This window comes from Lacihabitans sp. CS3-21, assembly GCF_024343675.1.
Lineage (GTDB): Bacteria > Bacteroidota > Bacteroidia > Cytophagales > Spirosomataceae > Leadbetterella.
The window spans coordinates 1-19,283 of sequence record NZ_RJUD01000017.1 but is presented as its reverse complement, the minus strand read 5'-3'; the positions used below and the strand labels follow the sequence as shown (position 1 = coordinate 19,283).

17 protein-coding genes are annotated in these 19,283 nt (G+C 36.3%); 11 read left to right on the top strand and 6 right to left on the bottom strand.

Annotated elements, in window-relative coordinates; all coding sequences use genetic code 11:
• Positions 1–32: 32 nt before the first annotated feature.
• Positions 33–563 (bottom strand): hypothetical protein, encoded by a 531-nt coding sequence (locus EGI24_RS11200; protein ID WP_255048490.1) that lies wholly within the window; start codon positions 561–563, stop codon positions 33–35.
• A gap of 234 nt (positions 564–797) precedes the next feature.
• Positions 798–1,079 (bottom strand): pyrimidine/purine nucleoside phosphorylase, encoded by a 282-nt coding sequence (locus EGI24_RS11195; RefSeq protein WP_255048489.1) that lies wholly within the window; start codon positions 1,077–1,079, stop codon positions 798–800.
• Between the two features lie 358 nt (positions 1,080–1,437).
• On the opposite strand from EGI24_RS11195, the gene EGI24_RS11190 reads away from it, so the two are divergent.
• Positions 1,438–2,523, top strand: coding sequence for an LptF/LptG family permease (locus tag EGI24_RS11190; protein ID WP_255048488.1), 1,086 nt, complete (start codon positions 1,438–1,440; stop codon positions 2,521–2,523).
• Between the two features lie 35 nt (positions 2,524–2,558).
• Here EGI24_RS11190 and EGI24_RS11185 read toward each other — a convergent pair whose 3' ends face one another.
• Positions 2,559–3,755: a glycosyltransferase gene (locus tag EGI24_RS11185; RefSeq protein ID WP_255048487.1), complete on the bottom strand. Its 1,197-nt coding sequence runs from the start codon at positions 3,753–3,755 to the stop codon at positions 2,559–2,561.
• Between the two features lie 148 nt (positions 3,756–3,903).
• On the opposite strand from EGI24_RS11185, the gene tgt reads away from it, so the two are divergent.
• Positions 3,904–5,034: a tRNA guanosine(34) transglycosylase Tgt gene (tgt, locus tag EGI24_RS11180; protein ID WP_255048486.1), complete on the top strand. Its 1,131-nt coding sequence runs from the start codon at positions 3,904–3,906 to the stop codon at positions 5,032–5,034.
• Between the two features lie 82 nt (positions 5,035–5,116).
• On the opposite strand, the gene EGI24_RS11175 is transcribed toward tgt, so the two are convergent.
• Positions 5,117–5,656 (bottom strand): hypothetical protein, encoded by a 540-nt coding sequence (locus EGI24_RS11175; protein WP_255048485.1) that lies wholly within the window; start codon positions 5,654–5,656, stop codon positions 5,117–5,119.
• Positions 5,657–5,891: 235 nt separating this feature from the next.
• Between EGI24_RS11175 and EGI24_RS11170 the strand changes: the two genes are divergently transcribed.
• Positions 5,892–6,614, top strand: a complete 723-nt coding sequence (locus EGI24_RS11170; RefSeq protein WP_255048483.1) for a hypothetical protein — start codon at positions 5,892–5,894, stop codon at positions 6,612–6,614.
• Here the strand turns inward: EGI24_RS11170 and menD are convergent.
• Positions 6,604–8,298 (bottom strand): 2-succinyl-5-enolpyruvyl-6-hydroxy-3-cyclohexene-1-carboxylic-acid synthase, encoded by a 1,695-nt coding sequence (gene menD / locus EGI24_RS11165; protein ID WP_255048482.1) that lies wholly within the window; start codon positions 8,296–8,298, stop codon positions 6,604–6,606. The two genes, EGI24_RS11170 and menD, sit on opposite strands and share 11 nt — an antisense overlap.
• A 177-nt stretch (positions 8,299–8,475) precedes the next feature.
• Here menD and EGI24_RS11160 point away from each other — a divergent pair, with 177 nt between their 5' ends.
• From EGI24_RS11160 to EGI24_RS11130, 7 genes are all read left to right on the top strand, one after another.
• Entirely contained in the window at positions 8,476–9,894 is a 1,419-nt protein-coding gene (locus EGI24_RS11160) for a S41 family peptidase (RefSeq protein WP_255048481.1), read from the top strand.
• A gap of 135 nt (positions 9,895–10,029) precedes the next feature.
• Complete coding sequence (locus tag EGI24_RS11155) at positions 10,030–11,097, top strand: branched-chain amino acid aminotransferase (protein WP_255048480.1); 1,068 nt, start codon at positions 10,030–10,032, stop codon at positions 11,095–11,097.
• Positions 11,098–11,299: 202 nt separating this feature from the next.
• A complete protein-coding gene (locus tag EGI24_RS11150) occupies positions 11,300–11,773 on the top strand; it encodes a thioredoxin family protein (protein WP_255048478.1) in 474 nt (157 codons plus the stop codon).
• A 116-nt stretch (positions 11,774–11,889) separates the two neighbouring features.
• Complete coding sequence (gene hemE / locus EGI24_RS11145) at positions 11,890–12,909, top strand: uroporphyrinogen decarboxylase (protein WP_255048477.1); 1,020 nt, start codon at positions 11,890–11,892, stop codon at positions 12,907–12,909.
• A gap of 99 nt (positions 12,910–13,008) precedes the next feature.
• The gene (locus tag EGI24_RS11140) at positions 13,009–14,622 is read left to right on the top strand and encodes an OmpA family protein (protein ID WP_255048476.1); all 1,614 of its coding nucleotides are present in this window, start codon (positions 13,009–13,011) and stop codon (positions 14,620–14,622) included.
• A gap of 17 nt (positions 14,623–14,639) precedes the next feature.
• A complete protein-coding gene (locus EGI24_RS11135; RefSeq protein WP_255048474.1) occupies positions 14,640–15,701 on the top strand; it encodes an acyltransferase in 1,062 nt (353 codons plus the stop codon).
• Between the two features lie 13 nt (positions 15,702–15,714).
• Positions 15,715–16,020 (top strand): hypothetical protein, encoded by a 306-nt coding sequence (locus EGI24_RS11130; protein ID WP_255048473.1) that lies wholly within the window; start codon positions 15,715–15,717, stop codon positions 16,018–16,020.
• Between the two features lie 27 nt (positions 16,021–16,047).
• Here the strand turns inward: EGI24_RS11130 and EGI24_RS11125 are convergent, their stop codons facing one another.
• On the bottom strand, positions 16,048–16,563 hold the full coding sequence (locus EGI24_RS11125) for a peptidylprolyl isomerase (protein WP_255048472.1): 516 nt from the start codon (positions 16,561–16,563) through the stop codon (positions 16,048–16,050).
• A 123-nt stretch (positions 16,564–16,686) separates the two neighbouring features.
• Here EGI24_RS11125 and EGI24_RS11120 point away from each other — a divergent pair, with 123 nt between their 5' ends.
• Entirely contained in the window at positions 16,687–18,885 is a 2,199-nt protein-coding gene (locus tag EGI24_RS11120; RefSeq protein ID WP_255048471.1) for a DUF5916 domain-containing protein, read from the top strand.
• Positions 18,886–19,283 lie beyond the last annotated feature (398 nt).

Genomic DNA, 19,283 nt, shown 5'->3' with positions numbered 1-19,283 from the left:
AGGTTTTGTTTAGAAACCTTGGATGTCTTTTTTTAAATAGCATTCTCTGCAATTTTATTCTTGTAATTCCAAAAAGCCGAAACATTCACAATCTTCCATTTACCGTTGATTTTTTCCATCAGCCGAACTTCTTTTGACTGAAGAAAATACGAATTGGTACGGTCGCTGTTGTACTGATCCCATGTGAGGTGTGCCGCTTCGTTTCCGTAGAACTTCACTTTAATATTTTTCCTAAAGACCTTAGGATGACTTGAACCAGCTTCCTCCTTCTCTTGAGGGTTTTCTTTGATGTATTTGCCAAGGTTTTTTTCAATGGTATTCCATCCTACGCTGGCATCAAATGTGCCGTCGGCATTGCTCCAAGCTTGGTAGGAATAATCGGTATGCGTAAACTGATCTTGCCAACAATCATAGTCTCTTTTGAAAAAACAATCGGTTTCGGCCTCAATCACCTTCATGATATTAGCTTTTTCAGCGTTTTCGTCAAAATTGGTTTGGGCGACCTTGGTACAAGAAAAACAGGCGAGCGGAATAAATGCTAGAAATTTGATAGGCAGTTTCATGATATTGAAGTTTAAAATGTTAAAAATTCAAAATATCGAAAATCAAAAAATTCTGAAGCAAAGAAAAATATGAAGAAAATGTAAGATAAAGATTTGAGGAATCCAAGAAAAATAACAAATACTTTCTTAAAATAATTAAATTTTTTCTACGAATTTGAATATTATCTATTAAAACAAAAAAAACTACTTATAAAAAATCAGTAGTCTCCAAAACCTATTTTTTTCTATTGTATTTTATTCATATTCACACAAATAGCTAATCTGAAAAGGAACGTTTACCCAAAACTTTGAATTTGCCGGAACATCAAACGATTCTCCATCCTCATATACGTTGATGTCTTCTTCACCTTGAATTTTCACTTCCATTTTACCCTGAATTACGGTCATGGTCTCGGCTGAGCCCGTGCTAAATTCATACTCTCCTTCATTCATTACGCCCACAGTAGATTTGCCACTTTCTGTAGTGTAACCCAATGATTTTACATTTCCACCAAAATATTCGTTTACCGAAATCATAATTGTATTTGTTATATTTTTTTTCAAAATTAAGGTTAAAAAATGGTACTTGAAAACTAGAAATAATATACAAGCATTTAAAATTCACGGGGAAATCTCAAAGGATTTTGACTTTGTCATCGAGCTTATACATCAGTTAAAACCAATTTACTAATTACCAATCCACCAGTAAGCTCCTGATAGCTATCGGGACCCGAAAAACCGTCTTAAAATTCCTTAAAATCACAATCCTAAGTAATTTTCTGTTAATTTTGGGTTCGAAAATTTGAAATTGCACTAATTTCAGAAATCAAATTATACCTCGAGATTCGCTAAAGATTGTTTGTTTCTTTGCAACAAAGAGGTTAAAATCAACAATATGAAAATTTTAGACAAGTATTTGATAAAGAAATTTTTAAGCACTTATGTGTTTGCTGTATTTATCATTGTCTTGGTCATTGTCGTAATTGATTTTGTAGAAAAAAACGACAATTTCATAGAACATAATGCTCCCACAAAAGCCATTTTTCTTCAATATTACGCCAATCTTGCACCTTATTGGGCCAATTACATCAGCCCTTTGATGATATTTATTTCAACGGTATTTTTTACAGCTAAACTCGCATCGCATACAGAAATAGTAGCCATACTAAGCACCGGCACCAGCTTTAGACGATTGATGTATCCCTATATTTTAGGATCGAGCATAGTCGCTATTTTTTCATTCTTTATGGTGGGTTGGGTATTGCCCAAAGCCAACAAAACCCGTATAGCCTTTGAAAATCAATACATTGAAGATAAATATTACTTTGCCGACCGTGACATCCACATGGCGGTGGACAAAAACATTTATGCTTATCTATCGTCTTACGACAACACCAACAAAACAGCGTACGATTTTACTTTAGAAAAAGTAGAAAACAACCAATTGATAGAAAAGCTTACATCCAGACGAGCGGTTTATATTGATTCAATAAAAAAATGGCAGTTGTATGATTATAAAATTCGTAAAATAGGCATTCTAAAAGATCAACTTAAAATAGCGAGCGGATCAGTGCCGCTAGACACGGCAGTAAACATGTTTCCATCAGATTTTGAAAACACGAATAATATCCACGAAACCATGACTATTCCGCAACTCAGAAAGCAAATAGCCTTAGTAAATAGCCGAGGAGCAGAAGGCGTAGAGATTTTCCAAATAGAATATTATCAGCGTTTTGCTACGCCATTTGCTGTCATTATTCTCTCTTTGATGGGCTTGATCGTTTCTGCCAGAAAAACCCGCGGTGGTGTTGGACTCCAAATCGCTATAGGATTCGTTTTGGCTTTTGTATATATCCTCTTTTATATCATGTCCAAAGGCATAGCTGAGTCTGGAAACATGCCACCACTGCTGGCAGTTTGGCTCCCAAATCTGGTTTTCTCTTTCATTGCTACAGTGATGTATTTTACAGTGCCAAGGTAAAATCAAAATTGGATTAAGAAACGAATTATGAAACCTTACCTCCACTTAATCTTTTTAGGATTGGAGAATAAGGTAATGATGCCAAATACAAAAAGATAAACTGCATACAGAAAATCGAAGTACGGGATTTTCCATGATTTGATGGTATTGCTCAATTTTTTATTAGCCTTCGCCAAAACTATCCATTTAATAACAAGCCAAACACAAAACACAAAAAGTATCAATCTCATCCAATCATTGAACGGATACCAATGAGCCAGCCCGTATTGTTTCAAGAAATCGTTCGGAATTCGAGACCATTCAGGAGCTTCAAACCAATCTGGCCTAATAAAAAATATGGGTACAAAGAAAAACCAAGAAATCAATTCGCTCATCCACAAAAGTCCGAGGTTTAATTTGTCTTTAAACTTGTAACGTTTACCAACTGACAAATGTCGGCGTTTCTGAACAAACCATTCCTCCCAAGTTTCTTTCGGAATAGAGTTAGTTGCAGCTTCTTCACTTATGCAAATGGCTACATTATCTTTTGTGGCGGCATCATTTATAAACAAATCGTCGTCACCACTTAACAAACCAAAGTGCCTTGTGAACCCATTATTTTTCCAAAAAAGCGACTTTTTATACATCAAGTTTCTTCCAACTCCCATATAAGGAACCTTAGCTAGTGCAAAAGAAAAATATTGAACTGCCGTCTGAAAAGTCTCATATCTTATAAGTGCATTCAAAGCTCCGGGCATAAACTTATATTTGGAAAAACCCAAAACAATGTCCTTCCCAGCATCCATTTGAGTAACCATAATTTTCAGCCACTGATCACTTTCTGGTCTACAGTCTGCATCAGTAAAAAGCAAAATATCATTTTTAGCCTTTTTAATAGCCATGGTGACAGCATATTTTTTGGCCGTGAAATGTTGAGGAAGATCCAGAATTCTCAAAAACTGTAGCCTTTTAATATTTCCCTCGTTGGTGAGCAAATAGTCATAAGTACCGTCACTTGACCTATCATCAGCCACCAGTATTTCAAAATTTGGATAATCTTGGGTGTCTAAAATAGGTAATAATTCTTGTAGATTTTGAAGTTCGTTGGAAGCTGCAACTATGATAGTTACCGGTGGCAGATCAGTAATGGTCTCAAAATCGTTGTGAACTACGAGTTTGGTGAATATAAAAAGTACATATACAAGCTGCACAGACAATGCAACAAAGAATATTATAGGTAAAATAAACTCCAATGCTAACGTGATTTAATGGAAACTTCTGCAAAAATACTATTCCTTTTTTAGAATCTTTCAAATATGATCAATTTAAAAGGTAGCAATTACAAAACCGCAATTTGAAAAAAGGCTTGTTAATCAGCAGATAATGCTTGAAATTTGCAAAATGAAATTTGAACTTCAAAAAACAGACAATAAAACCAAGGCCCGAGCTGGCAAAATAACTACGGATCATGGCGAAATTTTGACACCCATCTTTATGCCTGTTGGTACTGCAGGAACGGTTAAGGGTGTACATACCAAAGAATTACTAGAAGAAGTTGAGGCTCAAATAATATTAGGTAATACATATCATTTATACCTTAGACCTGGACTTGATATTTTAGAAAAAGCAGGCGGTCTGCACAAATTTAACGGATGGCACAAACCTATACTAACAGACTCCGGTGGTTATCAAGTATTTAGTCTGAAAGAGATCAGGAAAATCACCGAAGAAGGCGTTTATTTCAACTCACACATTGACGGCTCCAAGCATTTGTTTACACCTGAATACGTGATGGACATTCAAAGGGTAATCGGTGCAGACATCATTATGGCTTTTGACGAATGTCCGCCCTATCCTTGCGACCACGAATACGCAAGAAAATCAATGCATTTGACGCACAGATGGCTAGAAAGATGTGTGAAAAGAATAAACGAAACCGAACCTAAATATGGCCACAGCCAAGCCCTCTTTCCAATAGTTCAAGGAAGCGTTTTTAAAGATTTAAGAATACAGTCGGCCGAGTTTATTGCTTCCCAAGACCAACCAGGAAATGCTATTGGTGGCTTATCTGTAGGTGAGCCCGCCGAAGATATGTACGAAATGCTTGAAATTGTGAACGGCATTCTGCCAGAATCAAAACCAAGATACTTAATGGGCGTCGGAACTCCTGAGAATATTTTGGAAGGAATTGCCCTCGGAACTGACATGTTTGACTGCGTAATGCCCACCAGAAATGCCCGCAATGGGATGTTGTTTACGACCCAAGGAATCATTAATATCAGAAACAAAAAGTGGGAAGACGACTTCAGCCCCATAGACCAAGAATTGGGCGGATATGTAAGCACTTTTTATTCAAAAGCCTACTTAAAACACCTCAACAAATGCCAAGAAATGTTGGCAGCTCAAATTGCAAGTGTACATAATCTTAGATTTTATTTGTGGTTGGTAAGCGAGGCTAGAAAACACATTTTAGTTGGGGACTTTGCAGAATGGAAGCCATTAGCTATCAAAAAGTTAATGCAAAGATTATAAGAAAAAAAATCACAAAAAGGGTTAAAGCGTTTCATAAAAAAGGAGCATTCGCTCCTTTTCTCTTATACAGATTATTTCAAAATCACTTTTTTCTCAACCAAAATCCCAACCAAAGACCTATGGCACCCCAACTTACTACTGCGTCGAGCAAATCAATGAGGGTTTTGGTTTGAAACCATATAGAATTAACATAAGTAACTGACAAGTAACCTATTAAGCCCACCGATAAAGCTGATAAAACAATAGTTTGAAAACTTGCATTTCCCATTTTTTGAATAAGAAAAACCAAGAGAAAAACAGCCAGCAAATCTACAATCAGACCCCTTACCATATTCATAGTCATGGCGGTATCTAATGCTTTGTGATAATAAATTTGAGCCCAAGGTTTGCCATTGCTATCTTCATATTGTTTTTGCATTTCTTCTTGCGATGTTCCTGGTGCCGAGCCTGGCAAATAATAAAAACCTTCCTCTAGGTTATCACCCAGGTATTTCAAAATTTCAGTTTGCTTTGGGGTATATTGCTGCATCCCAGAATGGAGATTTACAGCACCCCAAGAAATAAATTGCCAAATAAATAAGATAAGTGCTCCGACTAATACGGCGATAATAGTTTTTTTCATAGTACAGGTTTTAGAGGTTAATAATAGTATCCAAATTTAATAATTTAATTCAAATTCTATAATTATTATTTTTATAAAGGTTTATGAGATGGAAATTCAAATGAAAAAAATCAACAGCAAATGGAAAAAACCAATAAACGGATCTTGATTGGCGTTAATATTAAGTTAAACAAAGATTTTTAAAAGGTAAATGAAAATATTGACCTTACATTTGAATCAAAAGAATACAACAACAATGAAGAAACTAAGTATTTTAATCATGATGGCGGCTTTTCCATTATTTGTAGAAGCCCAAACTGCAGCTGAAGTGGTAGACAAATTTTTAAACGCAGCTGGTGGTGAAAATAAAATTTCCACTATCAATACTTTTCAGTACAAAAGAGCTTATAAAGCCAACGCTGCCACAGATTATGATGAAGAAGTGACCATAGTTAGTAGTGAAAACAAGTTTTCTAGAAAGAAATCGATCCTTGACCGTGATTTTTATTATGTTTTGAACGGAAACGCTGGATGGCTTAAAATACCTATGGGAAGTCGTGACAAGGCTCCAACCTACACAACCAAAGACCTAAACGAAAAAGAAAAGGCTGACCTATTGCTTGAAGTTAAAGATGGATTGATGCCATTTTATAACTATGAATCAAAAGGCTATAAGCTCGTCGGAGCGATTGAAGATGTAACGATTGATGGAAAAGTAACTTCGAAATTGACCATTGAAAAAACAGGAATTAAAAGAGAATACTATTTTGACAAAGCAAATGGATTGTTGTTGAGAGAAATTTGGATTGTGAACGGAATTACGCATACACTGGATCATAAAAAATATGAAGACACCAAATTAGGTATAAAACTACCTGTAGAGTCAAGTTATTTAAACTCAAAAGACAAAAAGATAACTGCAGTTACTACCGAATGGATTCTCGAAAATCCAACGCAAGGAGTATCGTTTATAAAATAAAACCTGTTTTTAAAGCTTTAAATATTTCAGCATCGGCTTCGCCGTCTGTAATAACTTCCAAAAGGGCGGCTCTCGGGTCGCCCTTAATTATGATTTCAAGTGCCGAAGCCATTTCTATCATATTGGTGGCCTTTAAGTATCTAATACCCGATTCATTGGCTATGCTTTCTCCATTTCTGGTTTGGTTTGTCACAAAATGACTTTCCAATTCTTCTTGTTTAGACGGCCCATCAATTATCCTAAAAATATTACCTCCTCCATTATTTATCATTACAATTCTTAGATTATGTGGAATATCTCCAAAAAATAGGGCATTGCTGTCGTAAAAAAACGAGACATCTCCTACCAAACAAATCACCATCTTATCTGTTTTCATGGCTTGACCAATTGCAGTACTCACTATACCGTCAATTCCACTCGTACCTCTGTTGGAGCTAACTTCAAATTCTTCTTTTGAAATTCCACCCATAATATTGGCATATCGAACTGGCATACTGTTACCCAAATGCAGAATATTCTCAGAAGAAATAGATTCCAAAAGCATGGAAGTGGCTTTTAATTCTCCAAAATCAACATTATTTAGAAATTTATTTAAATATCTCAGCGAAGCTTCCTCTAAGTCTATCCATTCTAACAAATAATCATTCTCCTCATCATCATCCCCATTTTTCAACTTTCTGGCCTCCAAACTTTCTAAAAGTTCTTTAAAAAAATACTTTGGATCAGCCTCAATCTTATGAGTTATAGATTGGGTAGGATCTATCAAATCGGGGTGCTCCTGAATATGCCAATGATAAGTTGGCTTTTGGCTTCTGATAAACTGCTTAAAAGATTTTGAAATAAAAGATTTACCAGAAGTTATGAGTAAGTCAGGTACCAAATCTTCAATTTTGTTCAAAAAAAGATCATGACTCGTTATTTTTCCATCCACACAAACATTTGAAATAATATCAGCCAATATCACTACATTTTCTTCTTCCATTAATCCCGACAATTCATCATTTAAATCGACAGCATTTTGGCCTATGGCAATCAATTTCCGCTCAGATTTGTCCCAAATTTCTAATAAATCACTCCAATCATTTGTATCAATGTGGGCATGTTTTTTCAAAAAGTTAACATTGCTAACATTAGGAAAAATACGTTCATTAGTTTCAGGATAAAATGGCTCACGAATCGGAATATTTATATGAACAGGGCCTTTTGGTACAGACTGGGTGCAATTAATGGCTTCGTTCGAAATCCTTTCTATCTGCCACTGAGCGTCTTTGTGGTTATAGTCCACTGGCATATTAATTGACTTTTTAACATGTTTTCCATAGATTTCTGTTTGAAAAATCGTCTGTCCGTCATATTGATGAATCCATTCTGGAGGACGGTCGGCGGTAAGAATGAGCAAGGGAATTTCTTGAAAATAAGCCTCTGCAACGGCTGGAGCGAAATTTAATGCCGCAGAACCTGAAGTACACACCAAAGCAACAGTTTCGGCAGACTGCATAGCCATGCCCAAGGCTATGAACGCTGCAGAACGTTCGTCTGCAATGACGCTTGTTTTTATTTTGGCATTTCTCGCAAAAGCCAAAGTAAGGGCTGCACTTCTAGAACCCGGACAAATTATGGCTTCTTTTATGCCATGCAAAGCACACAACTCAACAATTTTGTATAAAGGTTCTATCAAAGGCATTTTCAATACTATTTTTTACAAAGTTAAACTTCTCTGGCATTTAGAACATAATATCTAAAAACAAATACCGACATTGATGGTTTAATTGTTGATATAAAAGTCAAAATTTAATATAAATATTAGTTGAAACAACTTTTGATATTAGTTTTACGTATTATTGAAAAAGACAATTAAAGAATGAAAATCAAATATTGGAGTTTAATTATACTGGTCACCGTATCCTTTTCTTGTAAAAAGTTGACAGAAATCTTCCCTAAAGATGAAGACAACACTTCAAATACCACAAATCCGAATGCCGATGTAAATAGCTGGATTTTTGATGAAATGAAGAATTATTACCTTTGGGAAAACCAAATGGTGGCCAAAACTGCTTCTGACAACAAGCTAGCTCCAGCGGATTATTTTGAGTCTATTTTGGTAAAGCCAGGAGATTTAGATCGTTTTTCTTGGATTGAAGAAGATGTAGAAGCTCTTACGGCATCTCTACAAGGCATAAACAAAGTAGTGGGTATTAGATTCACACCATTTTATGCAAATACTGAAAAAACCAAAGTAGCTCTATCTGTGGCCTATTCGCTGAAAGGTTCACCAGCTGAGAAGGCAGGAATAAAAAGAGGTGACTTTATAGTTAAAGTAAATGGCCAAGATTTGACCTCAGAAAACTACAGTGCAGCATTTTCGCCAGACAATCTTAAGTTTACACTTGGGGATTACAACGGCTCAGAAATTGTGGCCAACAGTAAAACCGTAGACGTGGTAAAAGCTGAAGTTCAGACAAATCCAATTCAGCATTATTCTATAATCGAAAAGGGAAACAAAAAAATTGGGTATCTAGTTTATCTTCAATTCTTAACTAAATATGATGCCGACATTAGAAATGTATTCAAAGAATTTAAAAGTAAAGGGGTTAATGAGCTAGTTCTGGATTTGAGATATAATGGAGGCGGATATATCTCATCTTCTGATATCATCAGTTCGTTGATTGTAAAAAACTTAAAGCCTGGTACATTGATGAGTAAACAGGAGTGGAATACCCAGATGACTTCGGCTTACAAAAGCAAATATGGAAACGATGTATTTGACACAGATTGGCTAAATGAATCCAATAACCTTGGATCACTTAATAGGGTTTTTGTACTCACTTCAAAAGGAACCGCTTCTGCCAGCGAATTGGTTATCAATAACTTAAAGCCATATATGGATGTGATCCTTATTGGAGACAATACTTATGGCAAAAACGTAGGTTCTATAACGCTTTCTGACGACAAAAAACGCTGGAAATGGGGAATGCAACCTATAGTGTTAAGAACTGTAAACTCCCTTGGACAATCTGACTATGGTTCAAAAGATGGATTCACTCCTACTTTTAAAGTTACAGACAATGCTATTCCGTTTATGCCATTTGGTGACGTAAACGAGACCTTATTATCGGTAGCTATACAGCAAATAACGGGAGTTGCGGCAAGCAGCTCTAATGCTAATGCCCGAATAAAGGGAATTAAAAAGGTAGATGTCCTAAATTCTGCCTATCCCTTGGAAAATCCGAAACTTGAAATACGAGATATGTATATAGAAAAATTGCCTGGTCAAAAATAAAAAAAAGAAACTTTAAATGCCTGAATATCACCTTCAGGCATTTTTTTTATCCCAATTTTTGAGAAAAATTAATTGCTTTGACAACTAATTTAAAAAAAATAAATAACTTGCAAACTCTAATTAAAACAAGGTACAATGGAAACAGCGACAATGAACATCAAAATTAAGCTTACAGAACAAAGCAGAGTAAATCAATTAGACCCAAACAATATTTCGTTTGGTACATTATTTACAGACCATATGTTGGTGGCGGATTGCGTCAATGGCGAGTGGCAAACTCCTGAAATTCTGCCTTATGGTGATATCGCTTACAATCCAGCCTTGGCTTCGCTGCATTATGGTCAATCTATTTTTGAAGGTATGAAAGCTTTTAAAAATGAAGATGATGAGGTTTTGATGTTTAGGCCATTAGAAAATTTCAAACGTTTTAATATTTCAGCCGAAAGAATGTGTATGGCTCAAGTTCCAGAAGAAATCTTCATCGGAGGTTTGGAGGAACTTTTGAGAATAGATTCAGCTTGGGTTCCTAAAGGGGAAGACAATTCATTGTATCTAAGGCCATTTATGTTTGCCAGTGATGTGTATTTGGGTGTAAGGCCTTCTCAAAACTACAGATTCATGATTATCATGAGCCCTGCTGGTAAATACTACTCAACTCCTCCTAAAGTAAAAGTAGAAACTGAATACATAAGAGCAGCTCCTGGTGGAGTTGGCTACGCCAAATGTGCAGGAAATTATGCTTCTTCACTTTATCCTGCAAAATTGGCTGCCGAACAAGGTTATACACAATTACTTTGGACAGATGCGATTGAGCATAAATATTTTGAAGAATCTGGAACAATGAACGTGATGTTTGTTAAGGATGGAAAATTGATAACTCCAGCAGTAAGTACTACAATTTTAAAAGGTATCACCAGAGATACTTTATTACAATTGGCCAAATCAATGAATATTGAGGTAGAAGAAAGAAGAGTGCCTGTTGCAGAGATTATAGAAGGTATAGCCAATGGATCTGTGACAGAAGTATTCGGAGCGGGAACAGCTGTTGTGGTTTCACCATTTGCGGCCATCGGGTTTGAAGGAAGAGATTATGAACTTCCCGCAATCACCGAAAATTCATTATCTACAAGATTAAAAAATGCCTTAAACGATATCAGAACAGGCAAAGTAGCTGATACCTTCGGATGGGTTTGGAAAGTGTAGTTTTCATTAAAAAAAAAATTGCTACCGCTTAAAAACAAAAAAGTCTAACATTGAAAAATGTTAGACTTTTTTTTACGCATAAAATGCACAAGATTAAAATATTATAAATAAATTTACCCTTGTAAACTTTCCTAATAAAAATCATTTTAAACTTTGGCAAGGTTATTGACAAGGTATTAAATGAGCATAAAATAATAGCATCATGAAAAAACTTTTCGCTTTTTTAATAATTACAATTGCCTTCACTAGCTTGGCATCTTTCAAAGTTTCTAAACCAGAAAACTTTGGGTTCTACAAAGGAAGTTTCGATAACTTAATACGTGAATCGAAGAAACAGAAAAAACCAATAATTTTAGATTTTTGGGCAGCTTGGTGTGCTCCTTGTCAAAAACTTGACAAAGAGACTTTTACTGACAAAGAATTGGGTGCTTATTTGAGCCAAAATTTTTTAGTCTATAAAGTGGATATTGATACGTTTGATGGGATGGAAATTGTAGATAGATTTTCTATTGATGTTTTCCCCACCATGTTGGTTTATGACTCAAAAAATGGTCAGCTCGGAAAATTCAAAGGATTTTATCCAGCTGGTTATTTGCAAAAAGAACTTGAAAAAGTACAAGCAAAACACCATATCTATCCAGTAAGGTCGCAAGATGGCTTAGCTATTAACAGATAATAATTTTTAGACAACGTTTTTGAGAATGCCCCAACGCTGGGGCATTTTTTTTTATTCAAGCTTATCTTTTCAAGTTATTTTCATCCAAAAAATAATATTGTGCGTAATTTTGCAATATGAAATTACAGAACGATTTGATTTTAAGAGCCGCCAAAGGCGAGCAAGTAGAGAGAATTCCCGTTTGGATGATGCGTCAAGCTGGTAGAATACTCCCAGAATATAGAAAAGTACGTGAAAAAGCAGGAAGTTTCATAACACTTGCCACTACCCCTGAAATGGCCGCAGAAGTCACCATTCAACCTGTTGACATTTTAGGAGTTGATGCCGCTATTATTTTCTCAGACATATTGGTGGTTCCCGAAGCCATGGGTTTGCCTTATGAAATGATTGAGGCCAAAGGTCCGTTTTTCCCAGAAACCATAAAAACCAAAGCAGATTTAGATAAACTTTCTAAAGGAAACCCAGTTGACCATTTGGTTTATGTTTTGGATGCTATCGATATTGTAAAAAAAGAACTAAACGGAAGAGTGCCTTTGATAGGTTTTGCTGGTGCTCCGTTTACAATATTTTGCTACATGGTAGAAGGTCATGGGTCAAAGACTTTTTCGAAAGCAAAAAAAATGATGTATTCTGAGCCGGAGTTGGCTCACGCTCTATTGCAGAGAATCACCGAAGCTACTATTGGATACCTAAAAGCTCAAATTGTTCATGGAGCAGATTTGGTACAAATATTTGATTCTTGGGCTGGCATTTTATCACCTGAGCAATACCGAGCATTTTCTTTACCATATATTTCGCAAATATGCAATGCTATTAACGAAGCTCCGATAACAGTTTTTGCCAAAGGAGCGTTTTTTGCTAGAGAAGAAATAGGCAAAACAGCCTGTAATGTAGTGGGATTAGACTGGAATATGGACATCTCTGAATCCAGGAAATTAATTCCTAAAAAAACTCTTCAAGGGAATCTCGACCCTTGTGTATTGTATGCACCGATGGCAGAAGTTGAGAAGCATACCAAAACCATGCTTTCAGCATTTGGAAAACAGAAATATATAGCGAACTTGGGTCACGGTGTTTACCCAGATACAGACCCAGAAAAGGTAAAATGTTTCATAGAAACGGTTAAAGCTTTCTGATGTAATTTTTCTTAGAAACTTCCGTTTGATACTTTAAACAAAATTCGTTTTTTTGTTTCAAAACAATTGTCAAATTTGGCTAACTTTTCCAATTCACAAATGAGATTTCTGCTATTTTGTACTGTAATATTAACTTATATTCAAACATTTGCCCAAAAAGTAGAGACGTTAGGCGGTGCGGTAAATACAGAATACAGCGAGATACATCCACTAATTGCTCCAGATGGCCAAACTTTGTATTTTGTGCGGGTAAGCCATCCATCTAACAACTTTGGCAAAGAAGGCAGCAACGATGTTTGGTTTTCGGATTTGATGAGCGACAAACGCTGGGCGGTAGCACGCAAAATGCCCAATACCATAAACAAAGACCGATATAATGATTTGTTCAGTATCACGCCCGATGGCAATACAGCATTGATTCGGGGCGTATATACAAATGGTAGAAAGACGGACGAGGTGGGAATTTCTATAAGTAAAAAGAAAGGAACAGCTTGGCAACAACCCAATAAATTGGACATACCAAAACTTGATGCTATGTGTAAAGGCCAGTTTCTAACTGCCTTTTTGAGCAACAGCGGCAAGGTGTTAATTTTGGCATTTAGTGAAAAGAAAAACTCCAAAGAAGACGATCTCTACATCAGCCTTTTAGACAAGGCCGGAAAATGGTCAAAACCAGAAAGCTTAGGCAATGATATCAATTCTACAAGTTCAGAAACTACTCCTTTCTTAGCTGCAGACAACAATACGCTATATTTTGCTTCTGATAGAAAAAATGGAGAAGGTGGATTTGACATTTGGGTAAGCAAAAGAAAAGGTAAATCGTGGACTGGCTGGAACAAGCCCATAAACCTGGGCAAAGAAATTAACTCTGACAAAGACGAGATGTATTTTTCAATAGAAGCCTCAGGAGAGTTTGGCTACATGTCGAGTAAAAACAAAGCCGTAGGTAAATCCGATTTGTTTAAAATTAGATTAAAAGAAGAAGTTAAGAAAGCCTCTGACGATGCCGCATTGACAGCTTCAAAAAATTCAGACACCAAAAAAGACACAGACAAAAAAGAAGATATTCCTGTTTTGGCACCAACGCCCACCATATTGTTGAGTGGGGTAGTGAAAGATCAAAAGACAGGCAAACCTGCAGAAGCCCGAATTATTTACGAGGATCTGGACAGCGGTGAGGAACTTGGCGTTGCGGACTCAAATCCTGTAACTGGCGAGTATAAAATTTCACTTCCTTATGGAAATAGATATGCAATAAGAGCAGAAGCCAAGGATTTTATACCAGTCTCAAAAAATATAGATTTGACCATTCAAGGGGCATTTAAAGAAATAAAAGACCTTGACTTGGCCATTGCTCCGATACAAACTGGTGTGACAGTGCAGTTATACAATATCTTTTTTAAATTTGGACAAGCGACCCTTGAGCCAGAATCCTACTTCGAATTAGACCGTATGATATCTGTAATGGGACAAAACCCGACAATGGTTATTGAAATCCAAGGTCATACAGACAACGTTGGATCAGCTGAAGCCAACCTTAGACTATCGCAACAAAGAGCCGATGCCGTAAGAGATTACTTTGTTATCAAAAAAATAGCCCTAGATAGGGTAAAAAGTGTTGGCTTTGGCGAAGCCAAGCCAATCGCTTCTAACACAACTACTGAAGGGCAAGCCAAAAACAGAAGGGTGGAATTTGAAATAAAAAGAAAGTAAGTTTCTAAAGACCCTATATGAATAAAGAATTAAGTAGAAAGTTTACTGTATTATCTTTTATATCCATGATTTTGGTGGTGATATTACATGCAAACAACATGGTAATCAACCTAAGTTCAGGAAATATTATTGTGCCAAAAGGTTATAATTCTTTCATTCAAGATTTCTTTACCCAAGGTATAGCTCGAATTGCAGTTCCTCTATTTTTTATAATTTCTGGCTATTTATATTTCTTAAATATTAAAGGAACGTTCTCCGAATTTAAAAATAAAATCAGCAAAAGAATAAAGACAATTCTTATTCCGTATTTGTTTTGGTCATGTTGGGGTCTTGTATTTTATTCTATATTACAATCCCTTCCAATGGCTCAAAACTTTTTTACCAATGGCTTGATAAAAGATATGCCTTTAGAAGAAATTCTGAAAATTTTTTTATTTAATCCTCTTCCATTTCAATTGTGGTTTTTAAGAGATTTGATGATCTTGGTAGTCTTTTCCCCTTTACTTTTTTTTGCCATAAAATACCTAAGAGGTTTAGCTATTTTGCTCGCATTTATACCATGGATTTCTGGATATTTTTACGGATTCATCAACACAGATTCATTGTTGTTTTTTATGTCAGGTGGGTATCTAGCAATTTTCGATAAACTAGTTATGTTCGATGGAAAAAAGTATGCTTATTTGCTATTTTCGTTATGGATTTTACTTGTAATAATTAACTCCATTTTTCTGTTTCAAGGAATTAGTATTTTTGATTTTTGGATGTCCGTTCTAAACAAAAGCACGCTTTTGGTAGGCATTATCGCCATTTGGACGATTTACGATAAATTACATAGCAAGATAAATATCGCAACAATAAACCCTATTATTAATTTCTCTTTCTTTCTTTATGCCTTCCACGAACCTGTGCTTACCATCACAAAAAAAAGCTTATTTTTTATACTAGGTAATAGCCAACATGTTTCTTTTTCAGTATATATTTTGGCACCTATCCTGACCATCGTTTTGAGTTTATCAGTAGGATTTCTGTCAAAAAAGTATATTCCAAAAATCTACTATTTAGCTACGGGAGGAAGATAAAAGACAAATATCTATGGCAAAATTGGAGAAAAGCGAACGAATTTGTATTCGTGGACATAAATATTTCAAATCCAGTGATTGTCTGGTTTGTCCAATCTGTGAAAACGTCAGAAAACCTCAGGAATCTTTTCTCTCAAAAGTATCAGCTCCTGTCCGCAGAGCACTTGAAAATAAAGGAATAACGGATTTAGAAGAATTATCTCATTGGAGAAAAAAAGACTTGTTGAATTTACATGGAATTGGGCCTGCCACTATTCCAGTTTTGGAGAGAGAATTAATCGCTTCGGGATTAAAATTTAAACAGCCAGCTCTAAATTGAACTGACTATTTATTGATTTGATAAGGATCAATGCTGAACTCCGCCTTCTCCATGCACATGTCCATGGTCAAGTTCTTCTTGGCTTGCATCTCTTATTCCGATAACTTTACCTTCAAATTTCAGGGTTTTCCCCGCCAAAGGATGATTAAAATCTACCTGAACTGTGTCACCTTCAACAGCATAAATTCTGCCTGTAATTTGGCTTCCGTCTTCATTGGTAAAAGGCACAAAATTGCCAATTTCTAAAAGGTCCGCAGGGATTTCGCCATTCTCAATCTTGAACATATCCAGCGGAAAATCAGCTACATCATCTTCAGAAAAATCACCAAAACCTTCTTGCGGCCCAAGTTCAAAATCAAATTCATCGCCAACTTTTAGTCCTGCCATTTTGGTTTCAAAGTCTACAGGTAATCCACTGTGGCCTGCCAAATACACCATCGGTTGATCTTCACCTACCACTTCTACTATTTCGTAATCGTCTTCTTGACTTTGTATATACAATTCATATGTAATCGTAACTACTTTTTTTTCAGATATTTGCATTTTATTTTTGATTTTTTAAAAGTAGATAAAAATACGGATTTTAAAGATGAAGGTCTCCACCGATAAAGAATATTAAGCTACCTTTGTGCTTTGAAATTTTACAGCAAAACTACGAATAAATTTATGTCAAAAAATCATTTAGGCCTTTTAATGCTCTTCATGTTTGCCTCAGGAAGTTTTGCTCAGAAAAAAAATAACGATTTTAATTACTACATAAAAAAAGTAGATTCCAAACTAAAAATTGATGGAAAATCTGACGATGCGGCTTGGACAACTGCACAAACAGCTACTGATTTCTTTCAAGTGTTGCCCATGGACACCAGCATGGCCAAAGTTAAAACCGATGTAAAATTTTGCTATGACGACAAGAATCTTTACGTACTTTTCATAAATTACAATTACATAAAAGGCTCCAACATGGTGGAGTCGATGAAACGCGACTGGAACTTTGGCAAAAATGACAACGATTTACTTTTTATCGATACCTTCAACGACCTTACCACAGGTTTTTCTTTTGGTTCAAATGCCCGCGGCGGCCAATGGGATGGCTTGATGTCAGGTGGTTCTTCTATAAATTTGAGTTGGGACAACAAATGGCAATCAGAAGTAGCATTTGACGAAAACCAATGGACATGGGAAGCAGCCATTCCATTTAAAACCTTGAGATACAAAGAAAATACGACCGTTTGGGGTATAAACTTTAGCCGATTGGATTTAAAAACAACTGAAAAGTCGTCTTGGACGCCCATTCCAAGGCAGTTTCCAACGGCATCTTTGGCGTTTACGGGCAATTTGGTTTGGGATACTCCTCCCCCATCACCAGGTGCCAACATCAGTGTGATTCCATTTATTACAACCGGAATCAGCAAAAATCATGAGGCAAAAACTGACGCAAAAGGTGAATTTGGAGCTGGTTTTGACGCAAAATTCGGACTTACTTCATCCTTAAATCTTGATCTAACAGTTTTGCCAGATTTTTCTCAAGTAGAAGTTGACGTTCAACAAACCAATCTTGACCGTTTCGAGTTATTTTTTCCAGAAAGAAGGCAATTTTTCATAGAAAATGGTGATATTTTTAACAATTTTGGTTCGGCAAGTTTGCGTCCATTTTTCTCCAGAAGAGTTGGATTAGACGCTCCAATATATTACGGTTCTAAGGTTTCTGGAAAACTCAATGACAATTGGAGAATCGGTGGCATGAATATGCTGACTGGCAAAAACTCAGATGGCGTGGCTGGCTCTAATTATACGGTATTATCGACTCAAAGGAAGATCTTCAAGAGGTCGTATATTGGTGCTATTTATGTAGACAGAGAAACCACTTTACGGAAAAATCATGATTCAACTAATAAATTGGCGGATTTCAACAGAACTTTCGGCTTAGAATATTATTTGGCCTCTGCAGACAACAAATGGCTAGGAAAAGCCTTCTTGTTCAAGACATTTTCGCCAGAAATCAAGGGACAGAATAATGTAGCTTCACTCACTGTTTCAAGAACTACCAAGAAATTCATATTATCTGGCACCATGGAGTCGGTAGATATGGATGTGAAGGCCAATGAAGTGGGATTTGTAAGAAGAAATAATTACATTCATATCAGACCAGAAGCTGCCTATTTATTTTTCCCAAAAGGTGGCAAAATCCTCTCCCATGGGCCAAATGTGATGCTTTCTTATTATTTTTCACAAGATAAATTTGACAAAAACGAAAACACCAATGTGATTTTCTATAAGTTTAACCTCAGAACACAAGCAACTTTTACAGTTTGGACAGCCGCAGATTTTGTTAAACTAACAGGCAAATTTGACCCAACTGGATATAAAAAATTATATTTAGATTCAGACCAAGTACATACTTGGAAATCTTGGGGAACCATGTTTACCTCTAAACCTCAATCGGTATTTACTTATGGTTTTGAAACCAGATATGGAGGCTATTATGCGGAGGGAAAGAGACTAAGACTGGACGCTGAAGTGGCATATAGATTCCAACCTTATGTTTCTATTGCTTTGAAAAGCAACTTCAACCAGTTGAGTTTTGAACAAGATAAAAGGCTACCAGAAGCTCTGAAAAACACCACCCATAACCTTTGGTTGCTTGGGCCTAGACTGGATGTTACACTTAGCAACAAGATGTTTTTTACCAACTTTATGCAGTATAATAATCAAACAAATAACTTCAATATCAACACCCGATTCCAATGGCGTTATAGCCCAGCTTCTGACCTTTATTTGGTTTATACTGACAATTATTTTGCAGATACTTTTGCTCCAAAAAACAGGGCCATTGTGTTGAAATTTACTTATTGGTGGAATGTGTAATTGGTTAATTCTCGCCCTGAGCGAAGTCGAAGGGGGTTAATTGGTTAATTCTCGCCCTGAGCGAAGTCGAAGGAGGTTAATTGGTTAATTCTCGCCCTGAGCGAAGTCGAAGGAGGTTAATTGGTTAATTCTCGCCCTGAGCGAAGTCGAAGGAGGTTAATTGGTTAATTCTCGCCCTGAGCGAAGTCGAAGGGGGTTAATTGGTTAATTCTCGCCCTGAGCGAAGTCGAAGGAGGTTAATTGGTTAATTCTCGCCCTGAGCGAAGTCGAAGGAGGTTAATTGGTTAATTCTCGCCCTGAGCGAAGTCGAAGGGGGTTAATTGGTTAATTCTCGCCCTGAGCGAAGTCGAAGGGGGTTAATTGGTTAATTCTCGCCCTGAGCGAAGTCGAAGGAGGTT